This is a genomic window from Luteimonas sp. 100069 (assembly GCF_003813845.1).
GTDB classification, from domain to species: Bacteria; Pseudomonadota; Gammaproteobacteria; order Xanthomonadales; family Xanthomonadaceae; genus Luteimonas; species Luteimonas chenhongjianii.
Genome location: NZ_RPFN01000005.1, coordinates 81,332 through 95,334 on the forward strand (window position 1 = coordinate 81,332; position 14,003 = coordinate 95,334).

Here is a 14,003-nt window from a genome sequence, read left to right on the forward strand (position 1 = left end):
CGGCGCACGCACTCAGGCGGCGAGCGCCTCGCGAACCGAGAGTTCGATCCGGTCGATGTCGGGAATCAGGGCGACATCGTCGTTGAGCCGCACCCGCGCGCGAACCGCGAACGGCAGGGCGTCCTCGTCATCGCCCTGGGATTCATCGAGCAGCTTGTCGGCCGCGATCGTCACCAGGCGCGGAAAGCCCTCGGTCAGCAGCGCGAAGAACGGCAGACGCGCATCGCCGCCGAGTGCCTTGAGCACCACGACCTTGCTCGACAGGTCCGCGCGTTCGTCGCCCTGCCCGGCGAGCACCGGGAACGCGACCAGCGGCAGGCGCCACCCGCGCCAGCGCAGACGACCGAGCAGCCAGTCCGGCGCATCGGCCACCGCTTCGGGCGGCGAGTAGGACAGCACCTCGGAGATCGAGGCATTGGGCAGCAGCAGCTGGGTGGTGCCGGCGCGGATCAGCACGCCGCGGATTTCGTCATGGGTGCTCACAGCGACAGTTCTCCGGAATCGAAACGCCCCGCGCCGGGCATCCAGCGCGCGATCAGCCAGTCGGCGATATCACCGGGTGTCCCGGACGGGCCGCCACGCTCGGCAACCGCCATCGCGGCGGCCGGGTCATAACAGCCATCCTCCGCCTGCCCGCCCACCAGTGCGCCCTGCCATGCCGGGCCCATCACCACGTCGACCAGCGCCGGATCAGCGCCGCTGAGGAACAGTACGGCGCTGTCGTCGGCCGGTACCGCGTCGGCAAGACCGCCAACATCGTCGCCTTCGGCGAACCGCAGCTCGCCCGCAGTCATGACAGGCAGCACGCCGGGCGGCAGGAAATAGACCTCGCCCGGGGCGACCGTCATCCCCGGCTCGGCCAGTTGCACCGGCATCGGGGTCACCCGCTCCATCTGCCGGACCAGGCGGTCATAGCGACCACCATCGAGTTGCAGGCGCACCAGTACCGGACGCGGGAAGCCTTCGGGCAATGCAGCGAGCAGTTGCCGGACCGCGTCGGGCCCACCCAGACCGCCGGCGATGAGTACCACGCCCTTGCGCGGGCCGTGGCCGTAGCTGTCGGCATCGGCCAGGCTCAGCCCGGCGATGCGGGACTCGAGATCGGAGATGTCGCGCTGGAGCATGGTCGCAGGCGCGGCCGCGTCCGCTCCGAGCCCGGGGGCCTGCGCGGGCAGTGCATCGCCATCGAGCAGTGTCAGCGGGGACGTGCTGGCCTCCCCAGCCGCCGCCGGGCTGGCGACGGGCGTATCACCGGCATCCTCGATGTCCGCAATGCCGTCAGGCGTCGTTTCGATCGTCGACCCCGACCCCGGTGTCGACGCCTCGGACCAGCTGGCCAGGTTCTCGTCCAGGTCACGGACTTCGCCCGGTGGCGCGGCCGGCGGCGTGTAGCTGGCCTCGTCGTAGTCGGCCAGCTGGAAGTCGAAGCTGAATTCCACAGCAGGGGCCTGCGTGAGCGGCGCATCGAACTCGGCCGCGACCGGATCGAAGACGAGATGGGTCGAATCGTCGAGCGCCGGCCCGGGCTCGTGCGTGGTCTCGACATCCACAGGCGCGGCCGACGCCGCGAGCGCGAGCGCGCCTGTGTCGGTATGCGCGTCCAGCTCCAACGACAGCGGCTCCGGCACGGACGCCTCGTTCGCACTGGATGGAGGCAGCACGTCGCCGAAGCCATGGAGTTTCGCCGCGAGATGCCGCACCCAGCGCGCAGCGTCCCAGCCGCTGCGCTCGAGCACCAGCGCGGCCTCTTCGAAGATCACCGTCATCCCCGGCGCGGCAAAGCGCGGCTCGAAGGGCTCGAGCGCGGCTTCGTCGACGGGATCGAGCACCACGACCAGCACCGATGGCGCCAGGGCATCGAGGGCATCGGGCGCATGCTGCGCGGGATCGAGCGATGTGATCGGATCGGCTCCGGCCTCGACCAGGGCTTCGACCACGCGATCGCGCGCGGCGCCTTCGCGCGCCAGCACGACCGTCCGGATCGCGTCACGCATCGTCGCGCTCCAGGTTCAACAGCTCGTAGACGTGGCGCAGCAGTTCCGGCTCCTGGTAGGGCTTGCCGAGATAGCGGTCGACACCGATCTCGAACGCACGCTGGCGGTGTTTCTCGCCCGTGCGCGACGTGATCATCATGATGCTGACATCGCGCAGGCGAGCGTCGGCCTTCATGTGGGTCGCGAGCTCGTAACCGTCCATGCGCGGCATCTCGATATCGAGCAGCATCAGGTCGGGCACGCGTTCGTCCATGCGCTCGATCGCGTCGATGCCGTCCTTCGCTGTGATGACCTCGAAGTTGTGTCGCTCGAGCACGCGGCCGGTGACCTTGCGCATCGTCACCGAGTCGTCGACCACCATCACCAGCGGCACTGCGCGAGCCGCCGGCGCCGGTTCGGGCACGTGCAGCGCAGCGTCGGGATTGGCAGCGAGGTGCGCGCCATAGCGGCGCACCAGCGGTGCGACGTCGAGGATCACGACCACGCGACCGTCGCCCATGATCGTGGCGCCGAAGATGCCCGGGATCGATGTGACCTGCGGACCGACCGGCTTCACCACGATCTCGCGGTTGCCGATGATTTCGTCCACCGCGACGGCTGCGCGCAGCTCACCCGCACGGATCAGCAGCAGCGGCATCTGCAGCTGGCCTTCCGCGCGCGCCGGCGGCTGGCCGACGAGGCGACCGAGGTCGTGGAGCAGATAGTCCTCGCCGCCGTAGCGGTAGATCGCGCCGGGCGTTGCTTCGGCGCGACTGATGCGACCGACGCCGCGCACCGAAGCGATCGGCACCGCGAAGCTGGTCTCGCCGATACGCACGAACGCGGCCTGGGTGACGGCGAGCGTCTGCGGCAGGCGCAGGGTGAAGGTGGTGCCGGCACCGGCGCGCGAGTGGATGTCGAAGGTGCCGCCGAGCTGGCGGACTTCGCTGGCCACCACGTCCATGCCGACGCCACGTCCGGCAAGGCGGCTGACCTCGGTCGCGGTCGAGAAGCCCGGCTGCAGGATCAGCGCGTCCAGATCGGGATCGGCCACCTCGGCCCCGGCCTGCAGCAGGCCGCGTTCCTCGGCGCGACGGCGGATCGCGGCACGGTCCAGGCCCGCGCCGTCATCACCGACCTCGAGCACGACTTCCGAGCCCTCGCGACGCACCGCGATGCGCACCTGGCCTTCCGCCGGCTTGCCGGCCTTGCGACGTGCTTCCGGCGACTCGAGACCATGCGCGACCGCATTGCGCAGCATGTGTTCCAGCGGCGAGACCATGCGTTCGAGCACGTTGCGATCGAGCTCGCCCTGGGTGCCTTCGAGCTGCAGCTGCACCGGCTTGCCGGTGTCCTGCGCGGCCTGACGCATGACCCGGCGCAGACGCGGCACGAGCCCGTCGAACGGCACCATGCGCGTTCGCATCAGGCCTTCCTGCAGGTCCGAGCTGACCCGCGACTGCTGCGTCAGCAGGGTCTCGTACTGACTGGTCTGGTCGTCGAGCGTCTGCTGCAGGCTGCCGAAGTCGGATGCAGTCTCGCCAAGCGCGCGCGAGAGCTGCTGCAGGGTCGAGAACCGGTCGAGTTCCAGCGGATCGAACGTCGTGTCGGAGGTGTCGCCTTCTCGCTGGTAACGCGCGACGATCTGCGCTTCGGTCTCGATGTCGAGCCGGCGCAACTGGTCGCGAAGACGCGTATTGGTCTGCGCCAGTTCGTTCATCGCCGCGCGGAAGCCGCCCAGCTGCTGTTCCAGGCGCGCGCGATAGATCGCGACCTCGCCTGCGTAGGTAACCAGCCTGTCGAGCAGATCGGCGCGGATGCGGACCTGTTCCTGCGAGCCACGCAGCGCGGTCTCCTCGTCCTCAATGCCGGCATCGAGCGGCAGCGGTGCCGACAGCGGTGCCAGTTCGGCCTTCGCAGACGCCGGGGCGGGCGCCGGAGAGGCGGCCGGCGCATCGCCCGTGGCGGTGCCGTTGAACGCCTCGACCAGGGCCTGCGAGGGTCCGATCGCGCGGCGTTCGCCGGCACGGGTGACCATCGTGTGCAGACGATCGAAGCCGCGTTCGAGCAGCGACACATCACCACGCTTCAGGGTGCGATGGCGTTCGGCGACCGCTTCGAGCAGGGTCTCCATCGCGTGCCCGAGCTCGCCGATCTCCATCAGCCCGGCCATCCGCGCACCGCCCTTGAGCGTGTGCAGATCGCGCTGCAGGCCGGCCACCGCGTCACGGTTGTCGGGTGTCTCGCGCAGCTGCGCCAGCAACGCGTCGGAATGGTCGAGCAGGTCGATGCCTTCCTCGACGAAGATGTCGACCAGTTCCGGATCGAGGCCGTCGAGCGCCAGCGGCGCATCCGGGTCCTCTTCATGGGCCGGCAGATCAGGCGCGTCGTCGATATCGCTGCTGTCGGCGGGCTGAGCGGCTTCGGGCGTGACGGCCACGGACGGCTCATCCGCCGGCGCTGGCGAATTGACGGCGTTCACGATCGCCTCGTCGGCATCCGAACCCGTCGATGCGAAGGCAACCGGCATCCCCCCGTCGATCGCTTCGGCTTCGCCCTGCGCCGTCGCTGTCGCGGAGCGCTCGGTCTCGTCCTGCTCGAAGCGCAGGCGTTCCGATGCCAGCACAGCCGCATCGATCTGCGACTGCAGGTCGAGATGCTCGAGCCCGACCGCCGCAACGGCGGACGCCTCCGGATATTCCGGCTGCTCATGTCCAAACTCGGATTCGGCAACACGCTCCGACTCCTCGCGCGCGGCCTGTTCCTGCGCGAGGCGCTCGGCTTCGTTGCGCTCCAGCTCCAGGCGCTCCGCCTCGAGACGTTCGGCTTCAAGACCTTCGGCCTCGATGCGCTCCAGTTCCACACGCTCGGCTTCGAGACGGGCCTGCTCGGCACGCTCCAGTTCCAGACGTTCGGCCTCGAGGCGCTCGGCTTCGAGACGGGCCTGCTCGGCACGCTCGGCATCTTCGCGGGCAAGTCGCTCGGCTTCGAGGCGCTCGGCTTCGAGGCGCTCGGCTTCGAGGCGCTCGGCTTCGACGCGCTCGGCTTCGAGGCGCTCGGCTTCGACGCGCTCGGCTTCGAGGCGTTCGGCTTCGAGACGCTCCAGGTCCAGACGCTCGGCCTCGAGACGCTCGGCTTCGAGACGGGCCTGCTCGGCGCGCTCGGCGTCTTCGCGGGCGAAACGCTCGGCTTCGATGCGCTCCAGCTCCAGACGCTCGGCCTCGACGCGCTCGGCTTCGAGGCGCTCCAGGTCCAGACGCTCGGCCTCGAGGCGTTCGGCTTCGAGACGGGCCTGCTCGGCGCGCTCGGCGTCTTCGCGGGCGAGCCGCTCGGCTTCGATGCGCTGCTGTTCCAGGCGTTCGGCTTCGAAGCGTTCGGCTTCGAGTCGCATCTGCTCGGCGCGAGCCGGGTCTTCCTGCGTGGGAAGGCCCGGTTCCTGGCCAGTCAGCTCGTGCTCGACCGGATGTCCGCCGCCGTCCCACTGCGACGGCCCGATCCCGAATCCCGAGTCGCGCGCATCCCAGCCTTCGATCGAGGCGCCGGCGTCGTCACCGGCACCCACGCCGGAGTCCGTCGGCTCGCGATCACCTTCACCGGCATCGTCATTGCTGGCGATGGCGTCGATGTCCTCGCCCATGTCGAAGGCGAACCGCTCGACAGGGGCCTCAGGCAGTCGGTCACGCAGTTCACCGACCTGCGCCGAGAGCGCGGTCAGCACGGCGATCCGTGGCTCAGGCTGGTGCAGCTGCTGCAGCGCGTCGCGCGCAGCGTTGCAGACCGCTTCCAGCACCGGGCCGACGTCCGTGTCCGGCGCGACATCGGCCGCGACCAGGCGGCGGGCGTACTCCTCCGCGGGGCCCAGCAGCAGTCCGATCGCGGGCACTTCGGCCATCGCGAACGCGCCATGCATGGTGTGCAGCGCGCGCAGCAGGCGCTCGCCGTCGGCAGCCTCACCGGTCCGGATGGCGGCGAGCCAGTCGCCGACCGTCCGCAGATGACCCTGAACTTCAGTGTCGAGAATTTCCAGAAGCAACGCATCGACCGAGGCAGGCACGGTCTCGACCGTGCCACTGTCATCCGCGTCAGCCGCTGCACTGTCCACGGCGGTCAAAGCAGGTGCGTCGACGCTATCCGCGTCGACGTCGGCCAATTCGGCCTCGTGCGTGGCTTCGATCTGCAACGGCGCTGGGCGCGCCGGCATCGCATCGTCACCTGCGGCGATGCGCGCGGCATTGGCCTGCATCGTCTCGAGATCGGCGCGCAGCACGGTCTCGCCGCGCAGCACCGACTGCAGCTCCGGCAGGGTGTAGAAGGCCTGATCGATCATCTCGACCACCGCCGGGGTGGCCGGCCGCCCTTCGATCACGCGATTGAGCAGGCTTTCGATCGACCAGCTGAACTCACCCAGCGCCTTGGCGCCGACCAGGCGGCCGCTGCCCTTGAGGGTATGGAAGACCCGCCGGATCGGACGCACGAGCTCGATATTGTCGGGCTGCGCGCGCCAGCGCGGCAGCAACGCGTCGAGATTCTCGATCTCGCTCGCGAACTCCTCGAGGAAGACCTCGCGGATCTCGTCATCGATCTCGTCGCCGACCTCCTCGAAGCCGCCAACACCCATCGGCGTCGGGGCGCTACGCACTGACGCAGCGACATCCGTCGCCGCCTCGGCTGCCGGTGCCGATGCCGTTGCCGGCACCGATGCGGGCACGGTCATGGCATCGACCGGCGGCGTCCACGCCTCGATGCCGCGCGCGAGCTGTTCGACATCGACACTCGTGGCGTCGGGGGCGCCCCGGCCGTCGGATGCATCCGTTGCAGCGGCGCCGGTCGTTTCAAACGAAGCCGGCAGCGGCCAGTAGCCCAGCGCTTCGAGGCTGCTGCGCGCGATGTCGAGGATGTCCGCGCGGTTGGGCCGCTGTTCGCGCAGGGCCTCGAGGTAGTACTCCAGGCTCGCCAGTGCGTCGGCGAAGGTATCGAGCTGGCGACCGTTGGGCACGCGCCGGCGCGCGATCAGTTCGTGCTCGGCATACAGCCGCACGCCGTCCAGATAGCTGGCGGCCTGGGGCAGTTCCAGGATCGTCAGTGCCCCGCGGACCTCTCCCAGCAGCCGCGGCACTTCCTGCAGCTCGGTGTGGTCCCAGCCGGTCTCGACAAACGCCACGAGCGCCTGGCGCGCGTCGGAGAAGTTGGCGATCGCCTCGCGCATCAGCACCGTCATCGACAGCTGCGCTTCCATCGCGAGGGTGTCGTCGGAGGTCTCGGGGCCAGCGCCACCGAGCTGCGCGACCTGCTCGTCGAGCGTCGCATCGACATACAGCAGCGCGCCGGCCACATCGAGCAGGGTGTCCTCGCTCGCCGGCGCCGACCCGTCCACGATGGCACGCATGGTGTCGCGCTGCTGCTGGACGACGCTGCGCGCCGCAGCGAGGCCGAGCATGCCGAGCGTGTCGGCGACGCCGGTGAGCACTTCGACCTGCGGCTGCAGGCCGGCGGCATCGCGCGAGCCCATGCGCAGATGCAGGTCCAGGGCATCCTTGACCCTCAGGAGGTCTTCCTTGACAGCCGCGGATACGGTGTCGAGCAGCGCGCGGTTGCGGCCGCCGAGGCTGCCGCGCGCATGTTCGAGCTCGGCTTCGCTGGGCAACTGGGACTGCAGGTCGAATGTCTCGCGCAAGGCGTCGAGCGCCGGATGCGCGGCGTCGCTGTGGGCGACGTGATACAGCAGTTGCCGGGTCGGCTCCTGCGCCGCGTCCGACAACAGCGCGTCGAGTGGCGCCTGCGCGTGGTTGCGGATTTCACGCTCCACGCTCGCGAATACCTGGCGCAGCGGCGCGTGGCTTGCGGGCGGCAACGCCCCGTCCGCCAGCGCCTGGGCCACGCGAGACGCGACCCAGAGCATGCGCCGCTGTGATTCGGTGTCCGCACGGGCGGCCAGCGCGGACAGGCCGGCGACCAGCGCGGCGGTATCGCCCGGACTGCCCGTCTCGGGCCATGCCTGCAACGCGACCCGCAGCTGCCGCAGCGCGGCCTCGGGATCGCTGGAGACTTCTGCGGCCGGCATGGTGTCGGGCACCACGCGCGCCAGATCCGGCGCGAACAGGATGCTCTCGCTCAGCCCGCCCTCGCCGCGCGCTGCGCGCAGCTCGTTGAGCAGCGGAAGCAGCACGATCGGGATGTCACGGTGACCGCCCTGCAGACGCTCCAGATAATCGGGCAGCAGCAGCATGCCGCGCAGCAACGCCGCACAGGCCGCGTCGCGGTCGGCGATCAGGCCGTCGCGCAGGGCCCCGGCGAGGCGCCCCATCTCCTCGGCCACCATCTCCGGCGCGTACAGCTCCACCATGTGCAGCGTGCCCTGCGCCTGCTGCAGGTAGCCGGCACACAGGCGCATGCGGCTGGTGTCGACCGGATCCTCGGCGAAAGCCTCGAGTTCGACCCGCGCCTGACGCAGCACTTCGTCCAGCTCCGGCTTGATCCAGCCGAGCATGGTGTGATCGATGGCATCGCGCAGGCCGCTCATGCGGCGACTCCATGGCGGAGGCCACGCGCGCGTGCGCGAATAAGACTGGCGATCATGGAGTCCTTTCCGTGGCTCAAGCCGGCAGCTTGAAGTCGGCGACCGAGCGCCGCAGGTCGGCCGCGAGCTGAGCCAGGTTGCCGATCGACTCGGCGGTCTGGTTGGCGCCCTGCGAGGTCTGCTTGGTGATCGACTGGATGGTATGCATCGTGGTCGTGATGTTGGTCGCAGCGGAGGACTGCTGCTGCGCGGCCGACGAGATGCCCTGGATGAGGTCGGCGAGGTTGGTCGACACGCTCTCGATCTCGCCGAGCGCCGTACCGGCATCCTCGGCCAGGCGCGCACCGGCAACGACTTCGGACGTCGTCTGTTCCATCGAAGTCACCGCCTCGTTGGTATCGGACTGGATGGTCTGGACCAGCGTTTCGATGCGGCGCGTCGCATTGGTCGCGCGTTCCGCGAGGCGCTGCACTTCGTCGGCGACCACTGCGAAGCCACGGCCCGCCTCACCCGCCGAGGCCGCCTGGATCGCGGCGTTGAGCGCGAGGATGTTGGTCTGCTCGGAGATGTCGTTGATCAGTTCGACGATCGAGCCGATCTCCTGCGAGCTTTCGCCCAGCCGCTTGATGCGCTTGGAGGTTTCCTGGATCTGGTCGCGGATCGAGTCCATGCCGGCAATCGTCTCGCGCACCACGCCTGCGCCCTTGGTCGCGATGCGGACCGAGCGCTGCGCCACGTCGGCCGATTCGGCCGAGTTCTTCGACACCTGGTCGATGCTGACCGCGATCTCGTTGATGCGGTCGGACGCGGAATTGATCTGCTGCTCCTGATGCTCGGCCGCTTCGGCCAGATGCATCGCGGTGGCCTGGGTTTCCTGGGCGCTGGAGGCCACCTGAACCGAGGTGTCGTTGATCGTCTGCACGAGGCTGCGCAGCTGCTCGATGGCGAAGTTGATCGAGTCGGCGATCGCGCCGGTCATGTCCTCGGTGACCGTCGCCTTGACGGTCAGGTCGCCTTCGGCGAGCGAACCCATTTCGTCCAGCAGGCGCATGATCGCCTCTTGGTTGCGGTTATTGAGCTCCATCGTGGTTTCGTAGCGCTCGCGCTGGGCGCGGTTGAGCGAGATCAACAGGCCGGCGATCGCGACCAGGGCAAGCAGACCGGCAAGGATGCTGATCCAGATGTTGCCAAGCAGGCTGCGGTCGGTGAGCGAACCGAATGCGGTGAACGCGTTGAACAGCGACTCGCTGTCGCTGAGCAGCTGGTCGGAGCCGGCCACCAGCGCACCGGCAGCGGCCTGGGCCTGGAACAGCTGCTCGCTGCTGCCGAGGATCGCCTCGAGTTCGGCGCGCATCCGCGCCCAGGTCTCGTCGGCGCGGGTCAGTGCGGCAAGCGCATTGCCGTTGGTCAGCGCCTGCAACTCGCGCGCCGGATCCCCTTCGCGCAGGCCGGTCATGACCTGCTGGAAATCCTCGGCGTTGCGGCGCAGGCCCTGGCCTGCGATCGCGGCGCCGGGGCCGCCGGCCTGCACCTCGGTCACGCGGCGGGCCATGTCGCCGGCGATCACCACCTGGCGCAATGCCATGTAGACCTGCGACGACGGCGAGCCGCTGCTCGACATCGCGCGCACGAGTTCGTCGAGCAGCGCCTGCAGCTGCGGTACGCCCTGGCTGAAGCGCTCCGCCTGACCGGCGAACGCGGTCACCGCTTCCTCGCTGTCGGCCAGCCGCTGGGCACTTGCACCAAGTGGCTCCCAGGTGCGGGTCACCGTGGCGATGGGGCCGGCGACGCCGGTCGTATTGCCGAAGCTGTTGTTGAGCTGGCGGATGTCGCCATCGATCTGGGCGCGCGTTTCGTTGAACGCGGCGAACGCCGCGGCGTTGCCGCGCACCGCCTCGGTGCCCTGGTTGGCCAGCCGCTGGCTGTCCACGCGCAGGTTGGAGGCCGCCGTACTGGCACCGCCCAGCCGTGAGGCCTTCCAGGTGCTGTAACCGGTATTGAGGACCAGGATCGTGCCGGCGACAACAAGCATCACGACCCAGAAATTCGTGCCGAAGGTGCGGCGCGGTGCGACGAGAGTGTCGGCGGCTGTGCTCATGCTGGCGTTCCGTTCCTGATCTTGAGTGCGAGCGCGGCCATCAGGCCGCGGCGTGTCTGAATTCGGGGGTACGAGTGAGGCGGTCGAGACTGAAGACCCCCCAGGTCGCATTGGCGTGCGCGTAGGCGCGATCGACGAAGTGGCCGTAGCGGCCCTCGGCGACCCGGTCGGCGGAGACCTCGTCTTCCTCGAGGAAGCTGCGCTGGCCGAAGAGCTCGTCGATCGTCAGCGCGACGTCGCCGCCGGGCTGGCGCACGATCAGCACGCGCTGGCTTTCGTGCAGAACCGTGCGTTCGCCTTCGAGGAACTGCTTGAGGTCGACGATCGGCAGCAGGCTGCCGCGAACGTTGGCGACGCCGAGCATCCACGGCTGTGCCCCGGGCACCGGCGTGACCGGCGGTATCGGCATGATCTCGACGACCTCGTCGAACGAGGAGGCGAGCATGCGGCGGCCGACGCGATAGCCCACGCCGCGCCACAGGCCAGGCGCATCGAGTTCCTCGGGCAGGCCGACGCTGTGGGCGAGGCTGCGACGCTCGTACTCGGCCAGCAGTGCGAACACGCCGGCCACAGCGGCATCGGATGGCGAGGCCGACATCAGCCGGCCAGAACCGCGTTGACCTGCTCGATCAGCGCATCCTCGGTCGGCGGCTTGACGATGTAACCCTTGGCCCCCTGACGCATGCCCCACATGCGGTCGGTTTCCATGCCCTTGGTGCTGATGATGATGACCGGGATGCTGGCGGTGTCGGCATCCTTGGCCAGCGCACGCGTGGCATGGAACCCGCTCATGCCCGGCAGCACCACGTCCATCAGCACGAGGTCGGGGCGATCGCGCTTGCAGCTCGCGATGCCGTCCTCGGCGTTGTCCAATGCCGTGACCTGGTGCCCGTGGCGTTCGAGCCACTGGGTCAGCACGGCGGTGTCGGTCGGAGAATCCTCGATCAACAGGATGCGAGCCATGTCCTGCCCCCTCAGGCGGTGACGTGTGTGCGGATCGCGTCGAGGAGTTCCTCGCGCGTGAACGGCTTGGTGACGTACTGCTCGGAGCCGACGATGCGGCCGCGCGCCTTGTCGAACAGGCCGTCCTTGGACGACAGCATGATCACCGGCGTATTGCGGAACACCTGGTTGTTCTTGATCAACGCACAGGTCTGATAGCCGTCCAGCCGCGGCATCATGATGTCGACGAAGATGATCTGCGGCTTGTGCTCGGCGATCTTCGCCAGCGCCTCGAACCCGTCGACAGCCGTGACCACCTCGGCGCCCTCGCGGCGCAGCAGCGTCTCGGCCGTGCGGCGGATGGTGCGCGAGTCATCGATCACCATCACCCGGAGCCCGTCGAGGCTGCCGGAGGACGGCTTGTCGTCACTGGTCATGCGTTCTCCCCTGATGCGTGGCGCGGAGTCTTCGCGCGCCAGAGCAGGACGGAGTTATACCCCGGCTCGACATGCAGCTGTCAAGGTTTCGATGCGGTTTGTGCACATCGCCTCGAAATAGCCGCCGCAGCGCATGCGTGCGCCCCTGATAAGATCGTGCGCCTCCCAAGCCGCAGGTCATGCGCATGCCCCTGGATGTCGTCGTGGTGATGGATCCGATCGCGTCGATCACGATCGCCAAGGACTCCACGTTCGCAATGCTGCTCGAGGCCCGGCGGCGCGGCCATCGCCTGCATTACGTCATCCCCGGCGGCCTGGCCATGGTCGGGAGCGACGCGGTGGCGCGCGTGGCGCCACTGGACGTGCGCGAGGATCCCACCGACTGGTACACGCTCGGCGCGTCGAGCCTGCGCCGTTTCGGCGAGGGCGACGTGGTGCTGATGCGCAAGGATCCACCGGTCGATCCCGAGTTCGTGGGCGACACCCAGATCCTGAGCGTCGCGCAGCGCCAGGGGGCCTGGATCGTCAACGACCCCCAGGGCCTGCGCGACATGAACGAGAAGCTCGGCGCGCTGGCCTTCCCGCAGTGCTGCCCGCCGACGCTGGTCAGCCGTGACGCGGCCTCGCTCAAAGCCTTCGTCGCCGAGCACCGGGACGCGGTGCTCAAGCCGCTCGACGGCATGGGCGGACGCTCGATCTTCCGCGCCGTCGCCGGCGACGCGAACCTCAACGTGATCCTCGAGACGCTGACCGACGGCGGACGCCGGCTGGCGATGGCGCAGCGCTACCTGCCGGAGATCGTCGACGGCGACAAGCGCATCCTGCTCATCGACGGCGTTCCGGTCGACTATTGCCTGGCGCGGATTCCGCAAGGCGACGAGTTCCGCGGCAACCTGGCCGCCGGCGGCCGCGGCGAGGCGCGCCCGCTGAGCGAACGCGACCGCTGGATCGCGGCGCAGGTCGGCCCGGCGCTGGCCGCGCGCGGCATGCGCTTCGTCGGTCTCGACGTGATCGGCGACTGGCTGACCGAGGTCAACGTCACCAGCCCCACCTGCATCCGCGAGATCGACGCCGCCTACGGCACCAATATCGCCGGCCTGCTGTTCGATGCGATCGAGCGCGGCCCGGTCGCATCGTCCGCGCGCTGACAGCCGTTCGCGACGTGTCTACCGCTGCGCCGCCGCAGATCGACGACCGCGCGCGCCTGGGTGCGACGCTGGTCCTGTCGCTGCTGGTGCACGGCCTGCTGGTGCTCGGCATCGGCTTCGCCAGCGAGGATGCCGCGCCGGTGATGCCGACGCTGGATGTGATCCTCACCGAGACCACCAGCCCGCTGACCCAGGCCCAGGCCGATTTTCTCGCCCAGGCCAGCAACCAGGGCGGCGGCGAGCACGAACGCAGCAACCGCCCGCGCGAGGCCCAGCTCGGCCAGGTGCCGCAGGACAGCACCGGCGTCGCGCCGATGGAGATGCGCGCGCAATCGCCCGACGCGCAGCCACCGCCCCGCGACCGGGTGGTTGCCAGCACCCGCGGCGACACCGCCCTGCCGACCGAGGACCCGACCCGGCAGGCCGATCCTTCGACGCTGCCGCGCGGGCCGGAGAAGATCGAGCGCGATCTCGAGATGGCCCGGCTGGCGGCCGAGATCCACCTGCGTTCGGAGCGCTATGCGCGCAGGCCCAAGCGCAAGTTCGTATCGGCGAGCACGCAGGAGTACGTCTACGCTGCGTATCTGCGGCAGTGGGTCGACCGGGTGGAGCGCGTCGGCAACCTCAACTATCCCGACGAGGCCCGGCGCCGCCAGCTTGCCGGCGAGCTGGTGATCAGCGTGGCGATCCGTCGCGACGGCTCGGTCGAGCGTTCGGACATCATCCGCAGCAGCGGGATCCCGCTGCTCGACGACGCCGCGCTGTCGATCGCCCGCCTTGCCGAACCCTACCCGCCGCTGCCGGCCACCGGCGAGGAGGTCGACGTGCTGCATGTCACCCGCACCTGGAACTTCCTGCCGGGCGGCGAGCTGATCGACGATCGTTGAA

General features: G+C 69.4%; 9 protein-coding genes. 2 read left to right on the forward strand and 7 right to left on the reverse strand.

The window, feature by feature from the left end; translation table 11 throughout:
- Positions 1 to 12 precede the first annotated feature (12 nt).
- From EGK76_RS11815 to pilG, 7 genes are all read right to left on the reverse strand, one after another.
- Entirely contained in the window at positions 13 to 483 is a 471-nt protein-coding gene (locus EGK76_RS11815) for a chemotaxis protein CheW (RefSeq protein ID WP_123832755.1), read from the reverse strand.
- Positions 480 to 1,994, reverse strand: a complete 1,515-nt coding sequence (locus tag EGK76_RS11820) for a chemotaxis protein CheB (protein WP_123832756.1) — start codon at positions 1,992 to 1,994, stop codon at positions 480 to 482. Before EGK76_RS11820 ends, EGK76_RS11815 begins: the two co-directional genes overlap by 4 nt.
- Positions 1,987 to 8,493: a response regulator gene (locus EGK76_RS11825; protein ID WP_123832757.1), complete on the reverse strand. Its 6,507-nt coding sequence runs from the start codon at positions 8,491 to 8,493 to the stop codon at positions 1,987 to 1,989. The genes EGK76_RS11820 and EGK76_RS11825 overlap by 8 nt, the downstream gene beginning before the upstream one ends.
- Before the next feature lie 73 nt (positions 8,494 to 8,566).
- Positions 8,567 to 10,588, reverse strand: coding sequence for a methyl-accepting chemotaxis protein (locus EGK76_RS11830; protein WP_096297318.1), 2,022 nt, complete (start codon positions 10,586 to 10,588; stop codon positions 8,567 to 8,569).
- Between the two features lie 40 nt (positions 10,589 to 10,628).
- The gene (locus EGK76_RS11835; protein ID WP_096300343.1) at positions 10,629 to 11,159 is read right to left on the reverse strand and encodes a chemotaxis protein CheW; all 531 of its coding nucleotides are present in this window, start codon (positions 11,157 to 11,159) and stop codon (positions 10,629 to 10,631) included.
- A 26-nt stretch (positions 11,160 to 11,185) separates the two neighbouring features.
- Positions 11,186 to 11,551, reverse strand: coding sequence for a response regulator (locus tag EGK76_RS11840; protein WP_096297317.1), 366 nt, complete (start codon positions 11,549 to 11,551; stop codon positions 11,186 to 11,188).
- Between the two features lie 11 nt (positions 11,552 to 11,562).
- Positions 11,563 to 11,967, reverse strand: coding sequence for a twitching motility response regulator PilG (pilG, locus tag EGK76_RS11845; RefSeq protein ID WP_096297316.1), 405 nt, complete (start codon positions 11,965 to 11,967; stop codon positions 11,563 to 11,565).
- Positions 11,968 to 12,152: 185 nt separating this feature from the next.
- Between pilG and gshB the strand changes: the two genes are divergently transcribed.
- Both gshB and EGK76_RS11855 read left to right on the forward strand, forming a co-directional pair.
- Entirely contained in the window at positions 12,153 to 13,115 is a 963-nt protein-coding gene (gene gshB, locus EGK76_RS11850; protein WP_123832873.1) for a glutathione synthase, read from the forward strand.
- Between the two features lie 14 nt (positions 13,116 to 13,129).
- On the forward strand, positions 13,130 to 14,002 hold the full coding sequence (locus tag EGK76_RS11855; protein WP_123832758.1) for an energy transducer TonB: 873 nt from the start codon (positions 13,130 to 13,132) through the stop codon (positions 14,000 to 14,002).
- The last annotated feature ends 1 nt before the right edge of the window (position 14,003 follow it).